We start from the raw sequence: 22340 nt of genomic DNA, 5'->3' as shown, positions 1-22340 counted from the left end.
GATGGAACAAAATGCAGAAACACGGCGTATGCTTCCTGATAGCGAAGCGCAGCCGAAACGTAAAGAAGACCGTCCACTCAAAATGGCGCCACCTTCGAAGAAAAAAACAAACAAACGCTTTGCGCGAGGGTTGATCTATACAGCACTGATCCTCCTCGCCATCGTCTGCTTCATCCCGTTCCTCATGATGATCGTCAACGCGACACGGACGAACGGAGAAATCATGGCTGGTTTCTCACTTCTCCCGGGGACGGCGCTCGCAGAGAACTATGCGACGCTCAGCGAATACATTAACATCTGGAACGGCTTCAAGAACAGTTTGATCATCTCGGTATCGGTGACGGTGCTGTCTGGTTACTTCTCAGCCCTCACGGCGTACGGCTTCTCGTTCTACAATTTCAAAGGGAAGAATGCGATGTTCATCTTCATGCTCGTCATGATGATGGTGCCGGCACAACTTGGACTCATCGGATTTTACGAGATCTCGAAGACGCTCGGCATTCTCGATACGTTCATCCCATTGATCGTCCCGGCGATTGCGACACCATTCACCGTCTTCTTCATCCGTCAGTACACGCAAGCGACGCTTCACATCAGCTTGATTGAAGCGGCACGGATTGACGGTGCGAGCGAGCTGCGTATTTTCCACACCATCGCACTTCCGATGATGATGCCGGCGATTGCGACGATGTCGATCTTTACGTTCATCGGCTCGTGGAACAACTACTTGATGCCACTTGTCCTCTTGTTCTCTCCTGAGAAATACACGTTGCCTGTCTTGATGGGCTTCTTGAAAGGATCACAAGTCGCAGAGAACCTTGGCTCGCTTTACCTAGGCATCGCGATCTCGGTCGTCCCGATCATGATTGCCTTCTTGTTCCTCTCGAAGTACATCGTCAGCAGTATTTCGGCAGGTGCTGTCAAAGAATAAATATAGAGAAAAGAGGAAAACACTATGCATTTTAAGAAAGACTTCGTATTCGGAACAGCCACGTCCTCGTACCAAATTGAAGGCGCACACAATGAAGGAGGCCGTACTCCTTCCATCTGGGATATGTTTTGTGACATCGACGGGCGCGTGTTTGAAAAGCATAACGGCGATGTCGCATGTGACCACTACCATCGTTACGAAGAAGACATTCAGCACATCAAAAAACTAGGTGTCGATACGTATCGATTCTCCATCGCGTGGCCACGCATCTTCCCTGCCAAGGGAGAGTATAACCCAGAAGGTATGGCGTTCTACAAAAACTTGGCGCTGCGTCTCCGTGAAGAAGGAATCAAACCAGCCGTCACCATTTATCATTGGGACCTTCCGATGTGGGCTCACGAAGAAGGTGGTTGGGTCAACCGTGAATCGGTCGACTGGTTCCTCGATTATGCGAAAGTCTGTTTTGAAGAGCTCGATGACATCGTCGACTCTTGGATCACTCATAATGAGCCTTGGTGTGCCGGCTTCCTTGGCTACCACGTCGGTGTTCACGCACCGGGTCATCGTGACATGAACGAAGCGGTACGCGCCGTGCACCACATGTTGTTGTCGCACGGAAAAGCGGTCGAATTGTTGAAGCGAGAGATGAAGTCCACGACCCCGATCGGTATCACGCTCAACTTGTCACCGATGTACGCGAAGACGGATTCGGCGAATGACCGCCTTGCGATGAACAATGCCGACGGGTATTCGAATCGCTGGTTCCTCGATCCGGTCTTCAAAGGTGAGTATCCGGTCGACATGATGAACTTGTTCTCCAAATATGTGCATAACTTCGATTTCATCCAATCGGGTGATATGGAGACCATCTCGACAGCTTGTGATTTCTTCGGCATCAACTTCTATAGCCGTGGCATTGTCGAGTTCAACGCAGCAAATGATTTTTTGAAGGCAGACGCTTACTCGGACTACGAGAAGACGGGCATGGGCTGGGATATCGCCCCGAACGAATTCAAAGACCTGATCCGTCGTTTACGCGCCGAGTATACTGACCTTCCCATCTACATTACAGAGAACGGCGCCGCATTTGACGACGTGCTAGAAAATGGCGAAGTCCATGACGATAACCGGATCGACTACGTCCGCCAGCACCTCGAAGCCGTCTCTGACTTGAACGATGAAGGCATGAACATTCAAGGCTACTACCTCTGGTCGCTCATGGATAATTTCGAATGGAGCTTCGGATACGAGAAGCGCTTCGGCATCCTCTATATCGACTTTGAGACGCAAGAGCGCATCTGGAAAGACAGCGCGAAGTGGTATGCCGGTGTCATCGCCGACCATAAGGCCAAACACGCGGATAGCGTCGAGGCGTAACATGCATCCATCCCTGCCGCTACGGGGATGGATTTTTGTGTGGAATGCTTCTGATTTGGGAACGAGGATAGGGGAGGGATGTTCTATGAAACGTGAGTTCGAAACGTACGAAGTGACGGGATATGACGACCAAGGAAAAATTAAATTCGTTCATTTGAGAGAAGGTGAATTCGTCTTGCCTGTCGAGATCAAGGGAGACGACTTACGAAAAATCAAGAAGATGATGGAGCTCAATCCGGGTGTGACCGTGATTATTCATGCGGCGATTGACCAGAGACGGATGCGGTTGCTCGAAGTAGATGGGTACTCGCTTCGAAAAGAGTGATAGGATAAAGATGTATATATTTTGAAGGAGGAAAAATAGTGAAAGAAGCTGAGAAGTCAGTATTAGAGGCATGGCATTTAATCGAAGCGTTATCCCCACACAATCTTCCGAATAATAAAGAAGTAGAGGGAGAAAAGTTTAAAGATAATCAAAAACAAATGACAATGGCTGCATTTGATTTGAAATCGGTTGATAATGAACAACTATTTCAAGCAGTCGAATTAAAAAAAGCTTCGTACTATTATATTTACTATTGTGATTGCTATAAACAATATCAATTAGTTGAGGTGTTACGAAAGCTCTTTAGTATAGAAGATGAGTTAGTGAATAGGTTGAGGCAGGAATCATATAGTTTTTCTTTCTCGGTTGACCAAACCGGAAAGTACATAAAGGATTCATTGGTCGTTCCATTTATAATGTACGTTATGAAAGAAATAAAGGGGAAAGATCAAATCAATTATAGGTATCTTGAAGAAAGGTTCAAGAGTGCTCTTGACTCCTTAGAGTTGAAGGCGCAAGAAATACTTTTGAACGGGATAACTAAATCATCAGTAAAAAAACTTCGAGACGAATATATTCGTTATTTCTATAGAATTCAAAAAGAAGAAAGCGAAGGAATCAAAATAGAAGATGAAGAGGAAGAAGAGAAGTTAAAAAATTACCGTGAATTGAACTTGGTATTCTTTGAGAAAACAAAAAATGGAACCGAAAACCGAAAACCGTTACCGAATTTTTATATGGGTGATTTACAAAACATATTATCAAAAGACAGTATCAATCAAACGTTATTAACTTATATCTCGGGTATGAACTTTGAGCAACGCACACATATCGACGAAAACCGTACATATATTGAAGGTATGCTTCAACCATTAAATCTCCCTTCTGCACGTTGGCCATCACCGGTTAAGCATCGTCTGTCTCTCATGCAACAAGTAGCCGTCAATCAGTTTTTTGTAGAGAATCAGGATGTCAGTTCCGTAAATGGACCACCTGGAACGGGAAAAACCACTTTATTAAAAGATATATTCGCAAATGTTGTGGTCGAGCGAGCTAGGGAACTAGCAAAACTTGAAAGTCCGTACAAAATGTTTGACGACACAGTTGAATCAATCAAATTAGGAGGATATTCATATCCAATTACGAAGTTGAATCCGGCGATTAGCTCTTTTAGCATGGTAGTTGCATCAAGCAATAACGGGGCTGTAGAAAACATTTCGAAGGATTTACCGAAAAAGAACGAAGTGATTCGTGACAACTCTTCTGAATTCGATCAGCAGTACGCTGAAGAAGCAAAAGTACTCGACTTATTTCCAGATGTATCATCAATGCTGATATCTAATAAGGAGAAAGTTGATACATGGGGCTTGTTTTCAGTCCCACTCGGAAAATCAAAGAATATCGATAAATTTGCACAGCATATGTTTGCATCTGAGGAAGAGAATAAAAAACTCGACGAGGATAAAAAAACATTGTCTGCACATCTTCTTCAATACAAGAAGAGTGAGGTTGAAAAAGAGTGGCATAGCGCTGTTGAAGAGTTTAATGAGTTGAGCAGACAAATCGAAAGCAAGAAATTACATCTTCAAAAAATATATGAAGAATCTAATAAAGTTCCGGTGATGACGAACAAACTAATGAACCTTAAAGAGTCAATTACAAATTATGAGTCCCAATTGAAAGATGCGGATAAGGATAAGGAAGAGTTATCTAAAAAAAGAGGTATAGTAGACGAGCAAATTTCTCTTTTACCGAAACGCTCATTCATTTCACGTCTCTTTACTAAAGATGAACGTGAGATGAGCTTAAAGGAAGAGTTATTCCATATTTTAGATGCTCTAAAGGAACGTGAAGCAGAAACAACTAAAGTGAGAAATAAAAAGAATCAATTCATAACAGAAGTGAAAAATCTAGAGGAAGAGTTAGCGAAGTATGACCAACTAATTAAGCAATATGCGTCAGAGAGTTTAATTATCCCAAATGAACAGTATTGGAATGATGATGAGGAGGCGTACGCACGTAGACAAATCAATACACCGTGGGTAACGGATTCATTGAATTATGATCGAGGCTTGCTGTTTCTAAAAGCGATGAAACTCCATAAACTTGCACTGGTTTGTAATGCCGACAAAATTAATGCGGCGATGCGTTTATTACGCTTTCGTAAAGGTTTGGACTTAAATAATCAAGAGCATCGCAAAGTAAAAAAAGAAGTATTGAAAACGGTACATTTGATTACCCCTTTGGTTAGTACAACATTCGCTAGTTTTAGCGCCATGTATGAGGGCGTAGGCGAAGATTTTATCGATTATTTATTCATTGACGAAGCTGGACAAGCCACTCCTCAACAAGCTGCTGGTGCTATATGGAGAGCTAAACGGGTTCTTGCTGTAGGAGACCCGTTGCAGGTTGAACCCGTTGTCACGATTGATCAAACCATTTTGAGTGATGTGAGGAAGTACTATAATGTTTCCGAAGAACATGTCGGCATGAGTGCTTCAGTCCAGTCACTTGCGGATCGAGCGAACCCGAGAGGGATGAACACAACGGACACTATATGGATGGGCATTCCGCTATGGGTTCATCGACGGTGTAGCAATCCAATGTTTTCAATTGCGAATGAAATTGCATATGGAAACAAAATGGTGTTAGCTAGCGAATCATCAATAAATACTGATAACTGTAAATGGTATGACTGTAAAGGTAGTGTGACGAAGCGTCAGTTTGTAAAAGAGCAAGGAGAGTTATTAGTCCATCTCTTATTGAACCAAAAGAATGAAAAGGGTGAGGTGCCCAATCATTACGTCATTACACCTTTTTCAGCGGTAAAAGAAGAATTGACGAAAATGCTGAAGAATAAAGGGTTTTCGATTGAATGGATAAAACAAAGTGTCGGCACAGTTCATACGTTCCAAGGTAAGGAAGCGGATATCGTCTATTTTGTAGTCGGGACAGATAAAAATACAAAATCATCCGCTGAATGGTCATGTAAACAGCCAAATTTAATCAACGTTGCAGTAACGAGAGCAAAGAAAGAGTTTCATATTATTGGTGACTATAGCTTGTTATCACCAATGAAAAACTACGCAACAATAGCGAAACATGCTAAAGTCATCCATCCTCAGAAAGTATAAATTAAAGAAGACACATAAAACGCCAGCACCGAAAAACGGGCTGGCGTTTGTTTATGTAATTTGTATCATGTTCCCCTAGTTAGACTTTGGAATACATAGCATACGGCTCACGATTCGCTCGTGATGACGCACAAAAGTCACCGACCATGAAACGGTTCGGTGACTTCGGTGGATTGACTGATTTTTTTAACGCGCTTCAAGACGTCCCGTTTCGGTAAATCTGGGTATTCCTCTTGTATTCGTTCGACACAAGAGACGGTTGTTTCCGTACGTAACAGGTGAACGATCTGTTGATCGATCGAATCGAGTTCGAGAGGTGCGTCTTCTTTCGAATGCTCCCGATTTAGCCACAACGATGCACTGAATAAGTGAACGAATAGGATTGCCATGACGGTGAACGTAGATAAATCGATTGACGGAAAGAAGGTAAGCACGACGTATAGACTGATTCCGCTCACGATTCCGTGAAGGATGGTATCGAGTAGACGTGGCACGTTCACATGACCAAACGAGCGTAACGCTCCCGTTAAGCCATCGACAAAGAAGCTCAAGATGGTCGATAACAGATAGAAACAACCGAGCATAGCGAGCGTCGATAAGATTCGGAACGGTGTGTCTTCAAGCAGATAGATGAGAATCAAATCGACGGCAAGTAGCGGGGCGAGGATGAGTGTTAGAATCAATGCGCCCCAACCGAGTCCAGTCACAGCCTTCATGAGACGTGTGCACGATATCGTCCGAGTGCGATGATGGCACAGAAGAGACAGACTGTATGGATCACGACTCCGATGAGCATGGCGTACGGGATGATGGACTGGAAGCCAAGACCGAATGCGAGGGCGGCGCTTGATAAGATCATAAAGCTCGCTGTATAATTTCGGACGGTTGTTTTCTGCTTCTTCGCATGTAACACAGAGTATCCCGCAATGAGTAAAAAGATGGGAAACAACATGATCGGGTAGACCGATTGAAGCGCAAGTCCGAGTAATCCGGTCAGCCCCGCAAGGACAGCGAATATAGAAGGGTAGTATGATTTCAAATTTCCAACTCCTTAACTCTTTTCCCTAAATATAACAGCCCTCCTCATTACTGAGAAGGGCTGTCGTTTTTGTTTCAGGCTGATGCTTGATCAGAGCCTTCTTGTGCTTTCAACTCTTCACCGTAAGAGACGCGGTCTTGAATGCGAACGAACGGGAGGTAGACAGCAACGGCCATGGCAATTGTTGCAATCTGTAAGAGAGCAGCGCGCCATCCGCCGATCAAGAATCCAGAGATGACTGGAGGTGTCGTCCATGGTACTTGAAGTGCGTTGAACGGCTCGACCCAACCCCAAAGGATGGCGAAGTAGACCATGAATGAAGCGATGGCTGGCACGACGACGAATGGGACGAACATAATCGGGTTGAAGACGATTGGCATCCCGAAGATGACCGGCTCATTGATGTTGAAGATACTCGGGGCAAGTGACAACTTCCCAAGCTGCTTTAAGTGTGCCGATCGTGCAACGATTAAGACGGCAATGATGAAGCCGATTGTGATTCCTGAACCACCGAGTTTCGTGAACACATCGAGGAACTGGATTGTAACGATTTTTGCGTTCTCGCCAGCGACAAGCGTACCGCCTGCATCGAGGATGGCTTGGTTTTGAAGTGCGTTCGCTGTGAGAAGCGGTCCCATAATTCCCATGAGGATCGCGGCACCGTGAATCCCACACCACCACATGACGGACATGAGCACCATGATGATGACGGCTCCAGCAAGTGTATCTGTCAAGTTTTGAAGTGGTGCTTGAAGAACATCATAGATGACTTCTGTAAACGTACGCTCTGCAACCGCTTGGAAAATCGCGAACGTCGCAACGGCGAGCGAGATGATCGCCAAACCAGGAACAAGGGCAGAGAATGAGTTCGATACGCCTGGTGGGACACCGTCTGGCATTTTAATGCTGATTCCGCGTTTGATGAACTGCGAGTAGATAAACCCGACTGCTAGTCCGACGATGATAGCAGCGAGGACACCTTGTCCACCTGTCCATACTTTTGGAATGACGCCACCGACGAATTCGCCAGACTCAGACAAGACAGAAGCTTGCGTGATGATGAGGAATGAGATGATCCCGAGAATACCGGCAGGCACTCCTTCGATCTTTTCGTTCTTGACGTATGAGTAAGCGATTCCAAAAACACCGATCAAAGCAAGAATGTCAAACGTCGCGCCGACGACTTGCGTGAGCGGGAGTGACCAGTCTGCTCCGAATAGACCTGACATGAAGTCGGCCCAACCTGGAATCGGTAACGCCAGGATGAGAAGGAACAGCGATCCGATGATGGTCATCGGCATCGTGAGGATGAACCCGTCCTTAATCGCAAGGACGGGCTTGGCATTCGCGAAGCGAACAAAAGCAGGGGTGAACTTTTCAAATACTCTTTCTAAGCGGCTCATAGGGGAACCTCCTTATAGGTCTTCAGCGCGCGTGGCGATGATCTCTTTATACCAGTGGAACGACTGTTTCTTCTTCCGTGCGAGACCGTTGTTGTGGTCGACGTAGATGAAGCCGTATTGTTTCTTATAACCGTTCAACCAACTGAGCAGGTCGATTGCGGACCAAGCATAGTAACCGGCAACGTTGATGCCTTGTTGAACAGCGTGTTTGACTGCACGAAGGTGTCCTTCGATGTATTCGATACGTGGCGTGTCCATGATCTCACCATCGACGATCGGGTCGACATCACCGAGACCGTTCTCTGTGATATAGATCTTGACGTCGCCGTAACGATCTTTCAGCATATGCATCCCAGCGAGGAACGCTTCCGGTGAGATTTCCCAATCCCACTTCGTATACACTTTGTCATCCATCTTGACCGTCTTGTAGACGCCATCGAATGACGGATTACCCGGGCGACCTGTCGAGTTCTCACGTCCACCAGCCATGACGAGCACCGAGTCATTTTTCATGACGCGCTGCGGGCTGTAGTAGTTGAGACCGATAAAGTCGTTCATCGGAGCGGTCCGTTTCAAGACGTCGAGTTCTTCCTCCGTCATGTCAGGGAGAAGACCTTGTTCGCTTAGAGCGTTCACGACGTACTCTGGGTATTCACCTTTTAAGATTGGGTCATAAAACCAATGTGTCGCGTAAGCGTTCGCGTGCATTTCAGCAAACTTGTTCTCTTCTGCGTCATCGATACTGAACGCCGGGTTGAACACGTGTGTGATTCCGATTTCGCCAGTGTGACCGCTTTGTTTGAAGAGTTCGACGGCACGGGCGTGGGCGACGAAGACGTTATGTGTCGTTTGGAAATAACCTTTGACGTCGCCTTCGATGCCTGGCGGGTGTGCGCCTGTTAAGTATCCAAGTGAGCAGAAGATGACCGCTTCGTTGAACGTGATCCAGTGATTGACACGGTCACCGAACGATTGGAAGCAAGTATCCGCGAACCGGACGAATGCGTCAACTGTCTCTTTGTTCTTCCAGCCGCCTTTTTCTTCAAGTGCTTGTGGGAGGTCCCAATGGTAGAGCGTGACGAATGGGACGATGTCATGTTTCAAACACTCATCGATCAAGTTGTTGTAAAACTCGAGTCCTTTTTCGTTCACTTCACCCGTACCGTTCGGGAAGACGCGTGGCCATGAAATCGAGAAGCGATATGATTCGAGTCCCATCTCCGCCATGAGCGCGATGTCTTCTTTATAACGATGGTAATGGTCGACTGCGACGTCGCCGTTTGTGTTTTCAAATGTCTTACCAGGAATTTTCGAGAAGACGTCCCAGTTCGAGAGGCCTTTCCCGTCCTCGTTCCATGCGCCTTCGACCTGATAAGAGGCCGAAGCAGCGCCGAACAAGAAATCTTTAGGCATTTTCAAAGTCATCACCTCGGTTTATTTATTTACAAGTTTTAATGAGTGGTCTAATACTTTTGCGCCGTTCATCATGCCGTAGTCAACTGTGTTGATGACGTCGATTGGAACACCTTTTGGTTCGCAGATTTGCTTCCCTTTTGAAAGAAGATACTTCACTTGTGGTCCAAGAAGCGCGACGTCGATGTTGTCGACGTAAGTTTCCATCTCTGATTCTGGGTAAGCTGCGATTTCAGCTTCGATGCCACGTTCAGAGGCAACCGCTTTCATTTTTTCTACTAACATACTTGTTGACATACCTGCCGCACAGAAGAGTCCGATTTTAATCATTGTTGATCCATTCCTTTCAATTCGTTGATTTCGTTTTGCATGTTCATCATATATCCAAGCATTTCTTTGACGAGAATCGTGTTCATCAAGTGATCTTGCGCGTGCACCATGAGGACACCGACTGTTGCCGATTTACCTTGTGCTTCGAGCGTGACGAATTTCGTTTGAATCGCATGTGCTTCTTTTAATGTCGCGTCACCAGCAACAACCGCTGCCTCGGCTTCTTCTTTTTTTCCTTCTTGCATGAGGAGCATCGCTTGATGATAGCTCGCTTTGGCGTCACCCGAGAGGGCGATGAGACCGAAAATATCTTCCGGTGAGATGTCAATTGTTTCCGAAACCATAATATCTCTCCTTTTGTATGGATGACTTAAATTCATAGGTACAAATATTTTCTACAAGATGATAGTAGCACGAAAGCGTTTTCGTGTAAACCCTTACTTTTGAAAAAATACATAAAAAAACACGCACGAGAAAAAGCATCTCTCGGGCGCGTTTAGGACTTGATGTTCGAGACTTTGAGCATTTTGACATGTTTAAAATGGTGGATGGAACGAGAGACGTCGAAGATTTGTCCGTTCGTTAAATAGACGGTATTATCGACAATCAAGGCCGGATCGTTCTCGTTCAAGTCGAGCAGGTCGGCAGATTCTGAATCTAAAAAATCTGCATAAATGACACGATCGGCAAATCCGATGGCGAGTTTTTGGTCGCTTCGTAAGTACGTATAGATCGACTTTTGGACGATATTCTCATCCAGATAGATGACGAGCTCTTTTCGGAAGTACGAATCCTCCACTGAGAACGGGTGATCATCGACGAGACGTAGCCGTTTCACGAAGTAGACGGGTGTCCCGATTGGGCACTTCATCCGTTCGGCGACCTCATCGTTCGCGACCGTCTGTTCGAAGTGTAAGACGCGTGTCTCGACTTTTCGACCGCTGAAGTCACTTGTGAGACCTTGGAGTTTTTCTAAATTGATGTAATCGCTATTGTAATGGTCACGGACGAAGACGCCGCTCCCTTGAACTTGATAGACGTATCCTTTGTTGACGAGGATCTCGATTGCTTTTCGGACCGTATTGCGGCTGACGCCATATTTATTGGCATACTCATCCTCGGTCAATAATTTATTCGTATGTTGATAGACGTGATTGACGATGTCCGCTTCAATCTGACTTGCAACTTGCTTGTACTTCGGAGACATACAGTTCTACACCTTTCAAAAAAATTTGTGGGAATGAATTTGGTAACAGTATAGCAGATAACCTTTGTAAGCGGATACGTTTCGTTCGTCAATTGTTGAAAAAAGTCGAACGATTCAATGCTAGAATATTCGGAAAATGTGAAACAATGATGAAAGAGAGTACGTATATATGAGTAATTCACAGGAAGGAAAGGAAGTGCTCTAGTTGACTGAGACACATTGGTATACGGAAGAAACAACATGGCGCAGGTCACACCTTCGGGTCGGCTATGCATTATTGGTATTTGTTGTGACGGCTATTATTTTATCCTTTTTCGGACGTTACGTCTGGTTGACGATTCCGTTTGTCTTGATTGGAATCACCATGATTGGATTAGACGTAAAGAAGTATCGGATGCGTCGTACGCATATGAAAAATCGAAATGTCGTGCGGTTACTGAAGTGGAACCTACTTTATGATTTGATCAGTTCAGGTGCGCTTGTCTCCTTGATTTTGGCTCTGCTCATCTTTCAATATGACAGTTTAGCGTTAGCGATTGGGTTGCTCGTATGGGGAGTAGTAAGCGACCAAGTGTCACGAACGTTTCAACAGAAATTAAATGAACGTGTTCCACTATTACATCAGTTAGATTTGGAGCGACGAAATCAATGAGTGAACGGATGACGCAAGAAAAAGTATGGAAACGTTTATTCGACCAATGGATCTTCGGGCTGTTTGGAACATTTGTGGTGCTGATGCTACCGATTAGCTTATTGACCGATGACCTCACATGGGGCGTGCTGTATATCGCTTGTACACTCATTCCGTTAAACATCTTATACGTAAAGCGCTATCGGATGCGCTTGGGATTTCAACCAGAGTTGAAAGGATTATATCGTCGTCAACTTGCTCGGGACGGGATCAATAGTGGCGCCTTTTTCCTCGCGTTGAATCATCAATTATTGTTCACCTCAAATATGGCATATGTGGGTGTCACGGTATTCATCGGCGGCGCGATGCTATGGACGTTGAACGTGAACAAACAAACGAAACAACAAGATGTAGAGAATATCATCCTAAACAAGGAGGCGATATAGGTGGCGCAAGACGTAAAGTGGATTCAACGGATGCGACATTATGCCGTACCTGTCTTGATTCTGTATGTCACGGCCGTCATTGTCGCTCTCTTATTAGAGAAAATGTTGCTCATCCCCATCATGGCGTCGGTCTCTATACTCATTGTTGTAATGGGCTATAAAGAAATGCGTATCATGTGGCGAGTGACCGCGCATCCGAAAGCGCAACGAATTCTCATTTTTCAATACGTGTTCGAATGGGTGGATGCCGTTTTGTTGACGGCACTCATGGTGACGCTGCTGACAGCGGAAGATTTTGGTCTCATGATTGGCCTCTTTTTTGGGATATGGGGAGTATTAAGTCCGATTCGGCAGAAGTGGTTCACAAAGCAACTTAAACAAATCGATCCGGAATTACCGACGTATGAGGAAGTGATTGAAGGGAGGGTCTCACATGAATCATCAAGTTGAACTTACAGTAGCGCATGCCAAACAATTTGATCGGTTCTTTGGCTGGCCGGTACTCGTCATATTCCTGATCTCGTTCATCGTGATGTTACGGACACAGGCGACATGGGTCATTCCCGTCATGTTGATCATATCCATGGGGCTTGCTTATAAAGGATTCATGGAATATCGAGTCATTCGCCATTTTGCCGAACATCAAAACGTCGTACGGGTGTTACGATATCGACTCGTTGATTGTTGGATTAGTGCCGTCTCTTTATTTGTGCTGTTCATCCCGATGTATGTAAACGAAGATGCCTTCATCCTGACCGGTGGGATCGTCGCCCTTTGGGGGTTGACGAAATCGTATCGAGAGAAGAAGTGGGAAGAGCGAATCCATGCGCATCAGTCAGGATTACCAACGTATGAAGCGATACTAGAAAGCGAGGGAGCCATATGGAACCATCACCAAAAGTAAAAGCGCAAATCGACACGATTCTAAAAGTAGACCGTTTGACTAAATGGGGTGTCGGCATCATCGGGATCGGACTCGTCGTCAGTTTTTTGATTTATGCCTCGTATTGGACACTCTCAGATGGCATCGTTACAGGGACATTATATGCGGTGCTCGCTGCAATCTTATCGGGTATTTTTATTCAATATCGGATGTGGCTACGTTTCGTGACGAATCAAACAGCGCGTAACCTCTTATCATTCAAAATGATGGCACACACGCTCGCTTTGACGGGTGTTGGGATTTACGGACTCTTTTACTTCACGAGCGAAACGACAGGCTCACAATCGTTCCGTGTGTTTCTCCTTTCTCAGCTTACGTTTTTCGGGATTGAATATTTGGCGAAGCGCTTTGACCGCGTCATTCAGTCTTATGATGAGAACTATTTGACGGATCAAGACTTAAGAGAGATTCGTGACGTCCGCGAATACGAGAAGGAGCAACGTCGTGAACAAACGTGATCAGATGAGAGAGTTGACGGCATTTGATGAATCGGGGAAATGGACTGTGAGTATGATGAGCGGTGCTCTCGCACTCATGCTTTTCTTCGCTGTGGAGAAGGGCTGGATTTCGTTAGCGGGTGTATTGTTGATTTCGGAAATCGCAGCGTTACCTGCATGGAAAAGCGCGTGGGACCGAGAATCGATTAAGAAGCGTTATTTGAAGTCGAGAGAGGCGAAACGACTCGCGCATTGGAACTCAGTCACCGGTTTGATTGGGTATCCGTTTGTCATTGTCTTTTTATATTTCACAGTTTCAGGGCAGATTTCGACGCTTGCTTTCTTTGTAACGATTGCAGTGCTCATCCCGAGTTCTATGATGTTGCATCGATTGTATGAATGTCATATGGTTCGGCTTGATGAGAACTATGTCACGGAACGAGAGTTAAAGGAAGAACAGAAATGGGGGAGCGCGTGAGCGTCTCTCCCATTTTATTTGAATAGACGAGCAATGAACGTTGCACATGCAACAAAGGGAAGGACGAGAAGGAGCCCGAGCCATTGATCTCGCCACACGACAAACCAAAAAGCGGCTTGCAGACATAGGATGCCGACTGCGGCAAACATCACGAATAAGAATGCTTTCTTACGGGTGGAGCGGTCATCCCACCATTCCTTGAAATAAGGGAAACTGCAGAGAAAAGCCATAGCCATAAAGAAAATCGCAGGAAACAACATGACATCCCCTAACGTGCTATTCCCTTCAAATTCGAGCCATCTGGATAAGACGGATAATAGGATTCCAATCAATAGGAAGATTCCACCCATGTGTTTCCCCTCGTTTCTTTACTCGTTACTTGTATCATGCCCGTTCTCTCCCTACTCGAAAACCTGATACATTGATGGCATTTTAGTGAAAGTGGTGACTTTTACATGAACGGTAAAAAAGTATTCAGCGACTACTTTAACAATTTCTCTATCCAAGACGCCGTGTACTCGATAGCATGAAAGCGTATCTGGAGAAACGGCTAGATATGAAGTGAAAGCGCCAGAACTCTGCGGAGTTGACGAGGACGAAGGTGATCGAGATTTCGGCGGATGCCTTCCAGTCGCGTGTCACGACTGAGAGAGTCTTGATAAAACGTTCGGGTGACCGGGCGGACAAAACGAGACTTGATGACATCACTCAAAAAAGCCCGTTTCCTTTTTCGAGAAATCGAAGAATAGAGGAGATTTGTTTATGTGTGGAATCGTAGGGATGATCGGACAAGTTGGAACGAAAGAGATTTTATTGAAAGGGCTCGAAAAGCTCGAGTATCGCGGCTACGACTCGGCAGGGATTGCCTTAGTCGGCGAGGACGTTCGTACGTTCAAAGAAGTGGGGCGAATCCAAGCACTCCGTGACATCGTACCGGCTGACGCTGAAGGGACGATTGGAATCGGTCATACGCGTTGGGCGACACACGGGGTACCGAGCGTGCCGAACGCCCACCCGCACCAAAGTACGACAGGACGCTTCACGCTTGTGCATAACGGCGTGATCGAGAACGACGAGCAATTGAAAGCCACACTCGACGTCCCGTTCCTTTCAGAGACGGATACGGAAGTCATCGTTCAGCTCATGGAGAAGCACTTCGTCGAGCTCGGTGACGTCGAGGCGGCGTTCCGCAAGACGCTCTCGAACCTCCACGGCTCATACGCGATCGCGATGATCGACTCAGAGGACAAAGAGCGCATCTATATCGGGAAGAACAAGTCACCACTCCTCGTCGGACTCGGTGACGGCACATTCAACGTCGTCGCATCGGACGCGATGGCGATGCTCCAGGTGACAGACCAGTACCTCGAGCTCCACGACGGCGAGATCGTCATCCTCACACGTGAGTCGGCGACGATCAAGACGCTCGACGGTGACGTGCTCGAACGTGCGCCATACACGGCCGAGATCGACGCATCAGACATCGAGAAGGGCACGTACGCGCACTACATGTTGAAGGAGATGGATGAGCAACCGGCCGTCATCCGCAACATCATCCAGCACTACCAGAACGAGAACGGCGACATCGAACTCACGGAAGGCGTGCGTGAACTCGTCTCAGAAGCGGACCGTGTCTATATCGTCGCATGTGGGACGAGCTATAACGCCGGACTCGTCGGGAAAGACATTTTAGAACGCATCGCCGGCATTCCGACAGAAGTGCACGTTTCTTCTGAATTCGGCTACAATATGCCGCTCTTAAGTGAACGTCCGTTATTCGTCTTCTTATCACAATCCGGTGAGACAGCGGACAGCCGTGCCGTCCTCGTCGAAGTGAAGAAACGCGGATACAAAGCACTTACCATGACGAATGTACCGGGATCGACGCTCTCACGCGAAGCGAACGAGACGATGCTCCTTCATGCCGGACCGGAGATTGCCGTCGCGTCGACGAAAGCATACACGGCACAGATTGCCGTCCTCGCGATTCTCGCGTACGACATCGCCCGTGCAACAGGTAAAGAGTTACCGTTTGATCTCATGCCAGAGCTCGCCCGTGTCGCGACCATTATGGACTCGGTCATGGCGCAAAAAGAATTGTTCGAAGACCTCGCGGAACGTTATTTGAAAACGACACCGAACACGTTCTTCATCGGGCGTGGGCTCGATGCGTCCGTCTGTCTCGAAGGGGCGCTCAAAGTAAAAGAGATCTCGTACATCCAAGCGGAGGGGTACCCAGGTGGGGAACTGAAGCACGGATCGATCGCCTTGATTGAAGACGGGACACCGGTCATCGCGCTCATCTCGCAACCGAAGACGAACTTGAACATTCGCGGGAATGTCAAAGAAGTCGTCGCCCGTGGCGCGAATGCCTGTATCATTTCGATGCAAGGCGTCGAACATGAGAATGATGACTTCATCTTGCCGCACGTCGAGCCACTCTTGGCACCGCTCATCAACGTCTTACCGGTTCAGTTGATGGCATATTATGCGGCGCTCGCCCGTGGTTGTGACGTCGACAAGCCACGTAACTTGGCGAAATCGGTGACGGTGGAATAAACTGGTTATAGCGTAAGGCACCTTTCCTTGTGAGAGGTGCTTTTTACTGCTTGCCGATATCTTTGCCAACAAGCAAAATAGTAGGAGAAGTAAGCGGTTCCAACTTATGATTAGATAAAGATATGCGACGAAAGAAGGGCTGACATGAACGTATACATTGCTTGCCATAGTGGGTTTGTAACGAGTGCGATGGCAGCGAAGTTGTTCGCACAGGCGAGCGAGGGACGCTTGCCTTGTACGATTACGCACGGAACGATTCAAAACATCCCGAACGAGGTGGATTTGATTCTCTATCAGGAAGGGGCGACCCCGGTCACCCATCCGACAGCACGTGTCCGGTCAGTCCGACAACTCCTGTCGCTCGAGGAATACCGACTACTTGTCGAAGAATGGATGGATGAGCATGAGACATGAGTGGACCGCGAGAGAACGGTCGATCTTGTTACACTTATTGGCAACCGAGACATCGACACCGCTCGCCGAAATCGCGCAGGCAGTGAATCTGTCTGAGCGCACGGTTCAACGAGAACGACAATTACTTGAAGGCATCTTAAAAGAATTCGAACTCGAACTCGCTTGGCAACGTGGTCATGGATTGAGCCTTGTCGGCAAGCCGTCTGCGAAACAACAATTACGAGAAGACCTGATCTTATCTGCAGAAGCGATTCCGACGAGCGAGGACCGCTTATTTGAACTGGCGTGGCGTCTCTTGTTCGAGAACGATACGCTCAAATTACAGGCAGTCGCCAAGCAGATGCACGTCTCTCCGAGCACGTTGACGCAAGATTTAGAGAAATTGGACAGATGGTTCGAAGAGTACCATTTAGAAGTTGAACGGAAAAAAGGTGTTGGGGCTAGAGTGCTCGGTTACGAGTCCGAGAAGCGTAAGCTACTCATCAACGCTCTGCTTGCCCACTGGGACACGCTCGCATTTTACCGCTTCGTCCGCGGGGAAGACGACTACATTCCTGCTTTTTTGAAGACCGTTCCATGTGAGGAGATGCTTGAAGGTCTTCGAGACGGCTATGATTATTTGAAGTCTCGCGCGTTTGAGCGGATGGATGACCGTACCATCATGCGGGTCACGTTCGCCTACGGGGTGCAACAGGAACGGTTAGCGTCTGGATTCTTTTTAGAGATGTATACGAAAGGACGGTCCGAGGACTATCTGAAAGTCGCCACCGATATGGAAGAGGCACTCGGGATCACCTACTCGATGGCGGAACGCGTCTGGTTCGCGGAAGAGGCGAACCGTCTGCGCTCAATTAAAGATCAAATGAAAGAAGACGAGGAAGAACGTTGGATCATGCAGATTCGGGTGCATAAACTGATTCACCACGTCTCACTCATCTATGGGTTCACGTTTACGGATGACGTGGCTCTCGAACGAGGACTGCTCGCGCATATCTTGTCGAGTATGAATACGCAGGCGCTACCAGAGACGAGTACGGTCAAGCCCCACATCGACCGCGACTATCCGGGACTTCGTTCGGCGATTCAACAGGCCGCCGATATCGTCTTTGGGACGAATACGTTCTCCGAAGAAGAAACGGTCTTTTGGGCGATGCACTTTGCGGCAGCACTTGTCAAACCGGTGCGTCGTCGCGAATATCGGGCACTCGTCGTCTGTTCGGCTGGACTCGGTTCGTCGAAGATGCTCGTCAATCGGCTACGTCAAGAGTTCCCAGAGATGCAAGATGTCGTCAACTCATCACTTTTCGGACTCGAACAGCATCGACTTGAAGAGTATGATGTCATCTTGTCGACAGTTCCGTTACCGCCACTCTCGGTACCGACGCTAATCGTCAATCCGCTTTTGACGAGTGAAGAAGTGCAACGCGTCCGTCATCTCTTACTGTCCTTACCGCAATCCTTTCAGACACTCGCGACGAAGCCGAGGTCAACGATGCTTGATTTTACCGAGCTCGGCGAACTTGTCGAAACGTTCGAGCGGATGGATCATCAGTTTGATTTGGTCACACTCAACAATACGGACCGTTTAGAGGATATTTTAGTCGACATCGGGACACATCTCGAGGAACGGGACCTCGTGCAAAGCGGTATTCAGTTATCTGCGCAATTGCTTCGACGTCATGAAGTCGCGGGTCTTGGGGTGCCGGGTACAAAACTGGCACTGTTTCATGGACGACATGCCTCGATTGAGAAAGCGAGTGTATTTGCATTCGATTTAACGACATCGATCCCGCTCCTGATGATGGATCAGTCGACCGAACCCGTGACACGTCTGCTTGTCTTGCTTGCGCCGGAAGAAGCCCATGACGTCGAGCTTCAGTTCCTAAGTGCGATCAGCGGGTCGCTTATTGAGAGTGAGGAGCATATGCGTCTATACAGCAAAGGGACGAAAGAAGACCTTCGTTTGCTCCTGCACGAATGCATGAAGAAAATGATTCACGAGACATTGTATGAAAAATGACCGAACCATGGTCATTTTTTTGTTTGGCACAAAATGTTGCCAAAGTGTGAACTGGATTGAATTGAGAAAGCGCTTACTCAAGGCATACAATACAGGTGTAGAGCACAAACCGGTTAGCTACACTACACATTCAACCTTTCACATTTAAACGACTGGAGGTTTTATACATGGCGAATACGCAAGCGAGCTCGGGCGGGGTCCGAGTCAAAGTACAACGATTCGGTAGTTTCCTCAGTGGGATGGTCATGCCGAACATCGGTGCCTTCATTGCCTGGGGGATTATCACAGCACTTTTCATTCCGACAGGATGGTGGCCAAACGAAAACTTAGCAGAACTCGTTGGTCCAACAATCACATATCTCTTACCATTACTCATCGGTTTCACTGGTGGTAAATTACTTCACGACGTACGAGGCGGTGTCGTCGGGGCACTCGCCACAATGGGGGTCATCGTCGGGACAGACATTCCGATGTTCCTCGGTGCGATGATCATGGGTCCACTCGGTGGTTATGTCATCCGCCAAGTCGACCGTGCCCTTGAAGGCAAAGTTAAAGCAGGATTTGAAATGCTCGTCAACAACTTCTCAGTGGGAATCATCGGTGGACTTCTCATGCTTGGAGGTTTTGAAATCTTCGGTCCGATTATGAGCGGCCTTGATAAAGTGATGGCGGCAGGTGTTGACTGGATCGTTGGAGCGAAATTGCTTCCGGTCGCGAGTCTGTTCATCGAACCAGCAAAAGTGCTCTTCTTGAACAACGCCATCAACCACGGAATCTTGAGCCCGCTCGGTGTCGATCAAGTCGCAGACGCTGGAAAGTCAGTTCTCTTCTTACTTGAAGCTAACCCAGGACCGGGTCTTGGATTACTTCTCGCCTATATGTTCTTCGCCAAAGGTGCAGCGAAACGTACAGCACCGGGGGCAGCGATCATTCACTTCCTTGGTGGGATTCACGAAATTTACTTCCCATACGTGTTGATGAAGCCAGTCTTGATCCTTGCGATGATTGCAGGGGGCGCAACAGGGATCTTCACGTTCGTACTCTTTGATGTCGGTCTCGTCGCACCTGCTTCACCAGGTAGTATCTTCGCGATTCTTGCGATGGCGTCACGCGGTTCGTACGTCGGACTCGTGGCAGGGATTCTCTTATCGGCAGCGGTCACATTCGCTGTGGCGAGCGTCATCTTGAAATCAAGCGCAGCTGAGGAAGTATCACTCGAAGAAGCGACACAAAACGTGAGTACGATGAAAGGCAAGCAGTCTTACGCATCTGCTCTCGTGACAGATCGCCTTGATAAAGTCGACCACATCATCTTCGCATGTGACGCTGGGATGGGATCAAGTGCGATGGGGGCCTCGGTTCTCCGGAACAAGGTGAACAAAGCGAACTTGCCGATCAAAGTGACGAACACGTCGATCAGCAACTTGCCGAAAGATGCTCAGTTTGTCATCACACATGAAGATTTGACGGAGCGTGCGGAAGCGCAAGCACCGAATGCGATTCATCGTTCGGTCACGAACTTCTTGAACGCCGATTACTACGACCAATTGGTAGAAGAAATTAAAGCGGAACGTAGCAAAATTTCTTGAAATCAGAACAGATAGAGAAACGGTTTAGCCATTAGGAGGAAATCAAAATGCCATTCATTCAAACAGAGATGATTCGACTTAACCAAACATTCGCAACGACAGAGGAAGCGATCACAGCAGCCGGAGCCGTCTTACAAGACGCCGGTTGTGTGACACCGGAGTATGTAGAAGCGATGCATGAACGTCAAGCGATCGCCAACGTCTATATCGGAAATCATGTCGCCATTCCACATGGTACAGAAGCAGCGAAATCAGCGGTTCAGAAGACGGGAATTTCGTTCCTGCAAGTGCCGGACGGTGTCGACTTTGGTGGTCAAACGGCCAAACTCGTCATCGGGATTGCAGGCGTGAATGATGAACATTTAGAGCTCCTTTCGCAAATCGCGATTCTCTGCTCGGACGAAAGCAATGTGGAGCGCCTTGTTCAGGCAAAAACAAAAGAAGAAATCTTGGCTCTCTTTATGGAAGAGGTGGCGTAAATGAAAGCTGTTCATTTTGGAGCAGGGAATATCGGACGAGGTTTTATCGGATTGTTGCTCAATCAAAGTGGTTACGACGTAACGTTTGTCGACATTAATGATACGGTCATCGAAGCGCTTGAAGCAAAACGTCACTATGAGGTCGGATTCGCAGAAGATGGCGTCGAGCGTATCGTCGTCGATCGGGTTCGCGGTGTCAACAGTTTGAAAGAACCGGCTCGTGTCGCGGCTTTGATCGCAGAAGCGGATCTCGTGACGACGGCTGTCGGACCGTCACTCCTCTCAAAAGTGGCACCCTTGATCAGTGAAGGACTTCGTGCTCGTGAAGTCGAGGATGCACCGGTTTATGTCATCGCATGTGAGAACATGATTGGCGGTAGCGCCATTCTCCGTCAAGAAGTAGAGACATGTGGCGGTGTCGGGGAAGCGAATGTCTTCTTCCCGAACGCGGCTGTCGACCGCATCGTTCCCCTTCAACAACATAAGGACCCGCTTTACGTGGAAGTGGAAACATTCCATGAATGGGTCATCGAGACACAAGGGCTCAATGAAAAATTGCCAATCAACGGAGTGACATGGGTCGAGGAGATCGGACCGTATATCGAACGGAAGCTCTTCACGGTCAATACGGGACACGCCATCGCCTCTTATATCGGCTCGTTGTTCGGGAAGGCGACGATTGACGAGGCGCTACAAGATCGTCGCGTCCGTCAAGTCGTTCAAGGTGCTTTGTATGAGACAGGCTGGTTATTGCTTGAGAAATACGGGTTCGAGGCCAAAGAGCATAGCCAATATATTCAAAAGATCATCAAGCGTTTTGAAAACCCGAAATTGAAGGATGAAGTGTCACGGGTGGCCCGTTCGCCGATTCGTAAACTTGGACCGAGCGACCGCCTCGTCAAGCCAGCGCGTGAGTTGATGGATAACGGAATTGAACCGAACGAACTCGCTTATGGGATTGCAGCGGCCCTTCATTACTATAACCCGGAGGATTCGGAATCGTCTGAGCTGAATTTGTCGATCGAGGAGCACGGTATCTCCTCAACGATTGAAAAATACCTTCAACTCCATGAAGGAGATACACTGACACAATTGATTCTCGATCAATACCATTTGATTCGGGAAGAAGAAAAAGAACGCGTTTCGTAACCAAAAACTGCCCCTGTCGATTTGACAGGGGCAGTT

At 47.5% G+C, this 22340-nt stretch carries 24 protein-coding genes; 16 read left to right on the top strand and 8 right to left on the bottom strand.

The genetic code is table 11. The features are described from left to right. The first annotated feature begins 1 nt into the window (after position 1). From P400_RS0100445 to P400_RS0100430, 4 genes are all read left to right on the top strand, one after another. Positions 2–931, top strand: a complete 930-nt coding sequence (locus P400_RS0100445) for a carbohydrate ABC transporter permease (RefSeq protein ID WP_200868269.1) — start codon at positions 2–4, stop codon at positions 929–931. A gap of 24 nt (positions 932–955) precedes the next feature. Beyond that, a complete protein-coding gene (locus P400_RS0100440; RefSeq protein ID WP_026824382.1) occupies positions 956–2308 on the top strand; it encodes a GH1 family beta-glucosidase in 1353 nt (450 codons plus the stop codon). An 85-nt stretch (positions 2309–2393) separates the two neighbouring features. Next, complete coding sequence (locus P400_RS0100435) at positions 2394–2633, top strand: hypothetical protein (protein ID WP_026824381.1); 240 nt, start codon at positions 2394–2396, stop codon at positions 2631–2633. Between the two features lie 38 nt (positions 2634–2671). After that, positions 2672–5767 (top strand): DEAD/DEAH box helicase, encoded by a 3096-nt coding sequence (locus P400_RS0100430; RefSeq protein ID WP_084483544.1) that lies wholly within the window; start codon positions 2672–2674, stop codon positions 5765–5767. Between the two features lie 137 nt (positions 5768–5904). Here the strand turns inward: P400_RS0100430 and P400_RS14700 are convergent, their stop codons facing one another. The 7 genes from P400_RS14700 to P400_RS0100395 all read right to left on the bottom strand — a co-directional run bounded on the left by P400_RS14700 (position 5905) and on the right by P400_RS0100395 (position 11159). Next, a complete protein-coding gene (locus P400_RS14700; RefSeq protein ID WP_034770655.1) occupies positions 5905–6483 on the bottom strand; it encodes a hypothetical protein in 579 nt (192 codons plus the stop codon). Beyond that, a complete protein-coding gene (locus P400_RS0100420; protein ID WP_026824379.1) occupies positions 6480–6806 on the bottom strand; it encodes a hypothetical protein in 327 nt (108 codons plus the stop codon). Before P400_RS0100420 ends, P400_RS14700 begins: the two co-directional genes overlap by 4 nt. A 74-nt stretch (positions 6807–6880) precedes the next feature. Next, positions 6881–8209, bottom strand: coding sequence for a PTS sugar transporter subunit IIC (locus P400_RS0100415; RefSeq protein WP_026824378.1), 1329 nt, complete (start codon positions 8207–8209; stop codon positions 6881–6883). A 12-nt stretch (positions 8210–8221) separates the two neighbouring features. Further along, positions 8222–9628, bottom strand: coding sequence for a GH1 family beta-glucosidase (locus tag P400_RS0100410; RefSeq protein ID WP_026824377.1), 1407 nt, complete (start codon positions 9626–9628; stop codon positions 8222–8224). 15 nt (positions 9629–9643) lie between these two features. Next, positions 9644–9952, bottom strand: coding sequence for a PTS sugar transporter subunit IIB (locus tag P400_RS0100405; protein ID WP_015880671.1), 309 nt, complete (start codon positions 9950–9952; stop codon positions 9644–9646). Continuing rightward, a complete protein-coding gene (locus tag P400_RS0100400; RefSeq protein WP_026824376.1) occupies positions 9949–10296 on the bottom strand; it encodes a PTS lactose/cellobiose transporter subunit IIA in 348 nt (115 codons plus the stop codon). The genes P400_RS0100405 and P400_RS0100400 overlap by 4 nt, the downstream gene beginning before the upstream one ends. A gap of 152 nt (positions 10297–10448) precedes the next feature. Beyond that, complete coding sequence (locus P400_RS0100395; protein ID WP_015880673.1) at positions 10449–11159, bottom strand: GntR family transcriptional regulator; 711 nt, start codon at positions 11157–11159, stop codon at positions 10449–10451. Positions 11160–11364: 205 nt separating this feature from the next. Here P400_RS0100395 and P400_RS0100390 point away from each other — a divergent pair, with 205 nt between their 5' ends. From P400_RS0100390 to P400_RS0100365, 6 genes are read left to right on the top strand one after another with little or no spacing between them, the layout of a single operon-like run. Beyond that, on the top strand, positions 11365–11811 hold the full coding sequence (locus P400_RS0100390) for a hypothetical protein (protein WP_026824375.1): 447 nt from the start codon (positions 11365–11367) through the stop codon (positions 11809–11811). After that, positions 11808–12236 (top strand): hypothetical protein, encoded by a 429-nt coding sequence (locus tag P400_RS0100385; RefSeq protein ID WP_026824374.1) that lies wholly within the window; start codon positions 11808–11810, stop codon positions 12234–12236. Before P400_RS0100390 ends, P400_RS0100385 begins: the two co-directional genes overlap by 4 nt. Further along, positions 12237–12686 carry a hypothetical protein gene (locus P400_RS0100380; protein WP_026824373.1) on the top strand — a complete coding sequence of 150 codons (450 nt, stop codon included), beginning with the start codon at positions 12237–12239 and terminating at the stop codon, positions 12684–12686. After that, a complete protein-coding gene (locus P400_RS0100375) occupies positions 12670–13140 on the top strand; it encodes a hypothetical protein (protein ID WP_026824372.1) in 471 nt (156 codons plus the stop codon). Before P400_RS0100380 ends, P400_RS0100375 begins: the two co-directional genes overlap by 17 nt. Further along, positions 13119–13637 (top strand): hypothetical protein, encoded by a 519-nt coding sequence (locus P400_RS0100370; protein ID WP_026824371.1) that lies wholly within the window; start codon positions 13119–13121, stop codon positions 13635–13637. Before P400_RS0100375 ends, P400_RS0100370 begins: the two co-directional genes overlap by 22 nt. Next, a complete protein-coding gene (locus P400_RS0100365; protein WP_026824370.1) occupies positions 13624–14094 on the top strand; it encodes a hypothetical protein in 471 nt (156 codons plus the stop codon). The genes P400_RS0100370 and P400_RS0100365 overlap by 14 nt, the downstream gene beginning before the upstream one ends. 14 nt (positions 14095–14108) lie before the next feature. On the opposite strand, the gene P400_RS0100360 is transcribed toward P400_RS0100365, so the two are convergent. Further along, positions 14109–14444, bottom strand: a complete 336-nt coding sequence (locus P400_RS0100360; protein ID WP_026824369.1) for a hypothetical protein — start codon at positions 14442–14444, stop codon at positions 14109–14111. A gap of 412 nt (positions 14445–14856) precedes the next feature. On the opposite strand from P400_RS0100360, the gene glmS reads away from it, so the two are divergent. From glmS to P400_RS0100330, 6 genes are all read left to right on the top strand, one after another. Continuing rightward, the gene (gene glmS / locus P400_RS0100355; RefSeq protein ID WP_026824368.1) at positions 14857–16653 is read left to right on the top strand and encodes a glutamine--fructose-6-phosphate transaminase (isomerizing); all 1797 of its coding nucleotides are present in this window, start codon (positions 14857–14859) and stop codon (positions 16651–16653) included. A gap of 144 nt (positions 16654–16797) precedes the next feature. Beyond that, positions 16798–17067, top strand: coding sequence for a PTS sugar transporter subunit IIB (locus tag P400_RS0100350; protein WP_026824367.1), 270 nt, complete (start codon positions 16798–16800; stop codon positions 17065–17067). Continuing rightward, positions 17057–19087, top strand: coding sequence for a BglG family transcription antiterminator (locus P400_RS0100345; RefSeq protein ID WP_026824366.1), 2031 nt, complete (start codon positions 17057–17059; stop codon positions 19085–19087). The genes P400_RS0100350 and P400_RS0100345 overlap by 11 nt, the downstream gene beginning before the upstream one ends. Positions 19088–19254: 167 nt before the next feature. After that, positions 19255–20676 carry a PTS mannitol transporter subunit IICB gene (locus tag P400_RS0100340; RefSeq protein ID WP_026824365.1) on the top strand — a complete coding sequence of 474 codons (1422 nt, stop codon included), beginning with the start codon at positions 19255–19257 and terminating at the stop codon, positions 20674–20676. 47 nt (positions 20677–20723) lie between these two features. Continuing rightward, positions 20724–21155 carry a PTS sugar transporter subunit IIA gene (locus tag P400_RS0100335; RefSeq protein WP_026824364.1) on the top strand — a complete coding sequence of 144 codons (432 nt, stop codon included), beginning with the start codon at positions 20724–20726 and terminating at the stop codon, positions 21153–21155. Then, the gene (locus P400_RS0100330; protein WP_026824363.1) at positions 21156–22304 is read left to right on the top strand and encodes a mannitol-1-phosphate 5-dehydrogenase; all 1149 of its coding nucleotides are present in this window, start codon (positions 21156–21158) and stop codon (positions 22302–22304) included. Positions 22305–22340: the final 36 nt, after the last annotated feature.

The sequence above is a fragment of the Exiguobacterium marinum DSM 16307 genome, assembly GCF_000620845.1.
GTDB lineage: Bacteria > Bacillota > Bacilli > Exiguobacteriales > Exiguobacteriaceae > Exiguobacterium > Exiguobacterium marinum.
The sequence above is the reverse complement of the archived record's forward strand: the minus strand, read 5'-3'. Positions and strand labels throughout refer to the sequence as shown.

Bases quoted from the DNA above. Each gene is read 5' to 3' on its own strand.
- P400_RS0100445 (WP_200868269.1), top strand. From the start codon at position 2: ATGGAACAAAATGCAGAAACACGGCGTATGCTTCCTGATAGCGAAGCG.
- P400_RS0100440 (WP_026824382.1), top strand. From the start codon at position 956: ATGCATTTTAAGAAAGACTTCGTATTCGGAACAGCCACGTCCTCGTAC.
- P400_RS0100435 (WP_026824381.1), top strand. From the start codon at position 2,394: ATGAAACGTGAGTTCGAAACGTACGAAGTGACGGGATATGACGACCAA.
- P400_RS14700 (WP_034770655.1), bottom strand. From the start codon at position 6,483: ATGAAGGCTGTGACTGGACTCGGTTGGGGCGCATTGATTCTAACACTC.
- P400_RS0100415 (WP_026824378.1), bottom strand. From the start codon at position 8,209: ATGAGCCGCTTAGAAAGAGTATTTGAAAAGTTCACCCCTGCTTTTGTT.
- P400_RS0100405 (WP_015880671.1), bottom strand. From the start codon at position 9,952: ATGATTAAAATCGGACTCTTCTGTGCGGCAGGTATGTCAACAAGTATG.
- P400_RS0100400 (WP_026824376.1), bottom strand. From the start codon at position 10,296: ATGGTTTCGGAAACAATTGACATCTCACCGGAAGATATTTTCGGTCTC.
- P400_RS0100395 (WP_015880673.1), bottom strand. From the start codon at position 11,159: ATGTCTCCGAAGTACAAGCAAGTTGCAAGTCAGATTGAAGCGGACATC.
- P400_RS0100385 (WP_026824374.1), top strand. From the start codon at position 11,808: ATGAGTGAACGGATGACGCAAGAAAAAGTATGGAAACGTTTATTCGAC.
- P400_RS0100375 (WP_026824372.1), top strand. From the start codon at position 12,670: ATGAATCATCAAGTTGAACTTACAGTAGCGCATGCCAAACAATTTGAT.
- P400_RS0100370 (WP_026824371.1), top strand. From the start codon at position 13,119: ATGGAACCATCACCAAAAGTAAAAGCGCAAATCGACACGATTCTAAAA.
- P400_RS0100360 (WP_026824369.1), bottom strand. From the start codon at position 14,444: ATGGGTGGAATCTTCCTATTGATTGGAATCCTATTATCCGTCTTATCC.
- glmS (WP_026824368.1), top strand. From the start codon at position 14,857: ATGTGTGGAATCGTAGGGATGATCGGACAAGTTGGAACGAAAGAGATT.
- P400_RS0100350 (WP_026824367.1), top strand. From the start codon at position 16,798: ATGAACGTATACATTGCTTGCCATAGTGGGTTTGTAACGAGTGCGATG.
- P400_RS0100345 (WP_026824366.1), top strand. From the start codon at position 17,057: ATGAGACATGAGTGGACCGCGAGAGAACGGTCGATCTTGTTACACTTA.
- P400_RS0100340 (WP_026824365.1), top strand. From the start codon at position 19,255: ATGGCGAATACGCAAGCGAGCTCGGGCGGGGTCCGAGTCAAAGTACAA.
- P400_RS0100335 (WP_026824364.1), top strand. From the start codon at position 20,724: ATGCCATTCATTCAAACAGAGATGATTCGACTTAACCAAACATTCGCA.
- P400_RS0100330 (WP_026824363.1), top strand. From the start codon at position 21,156: ATGAAAGCTGTTCATTTTGGAGCAGGGAATATCGGACGAGGTTTTATC.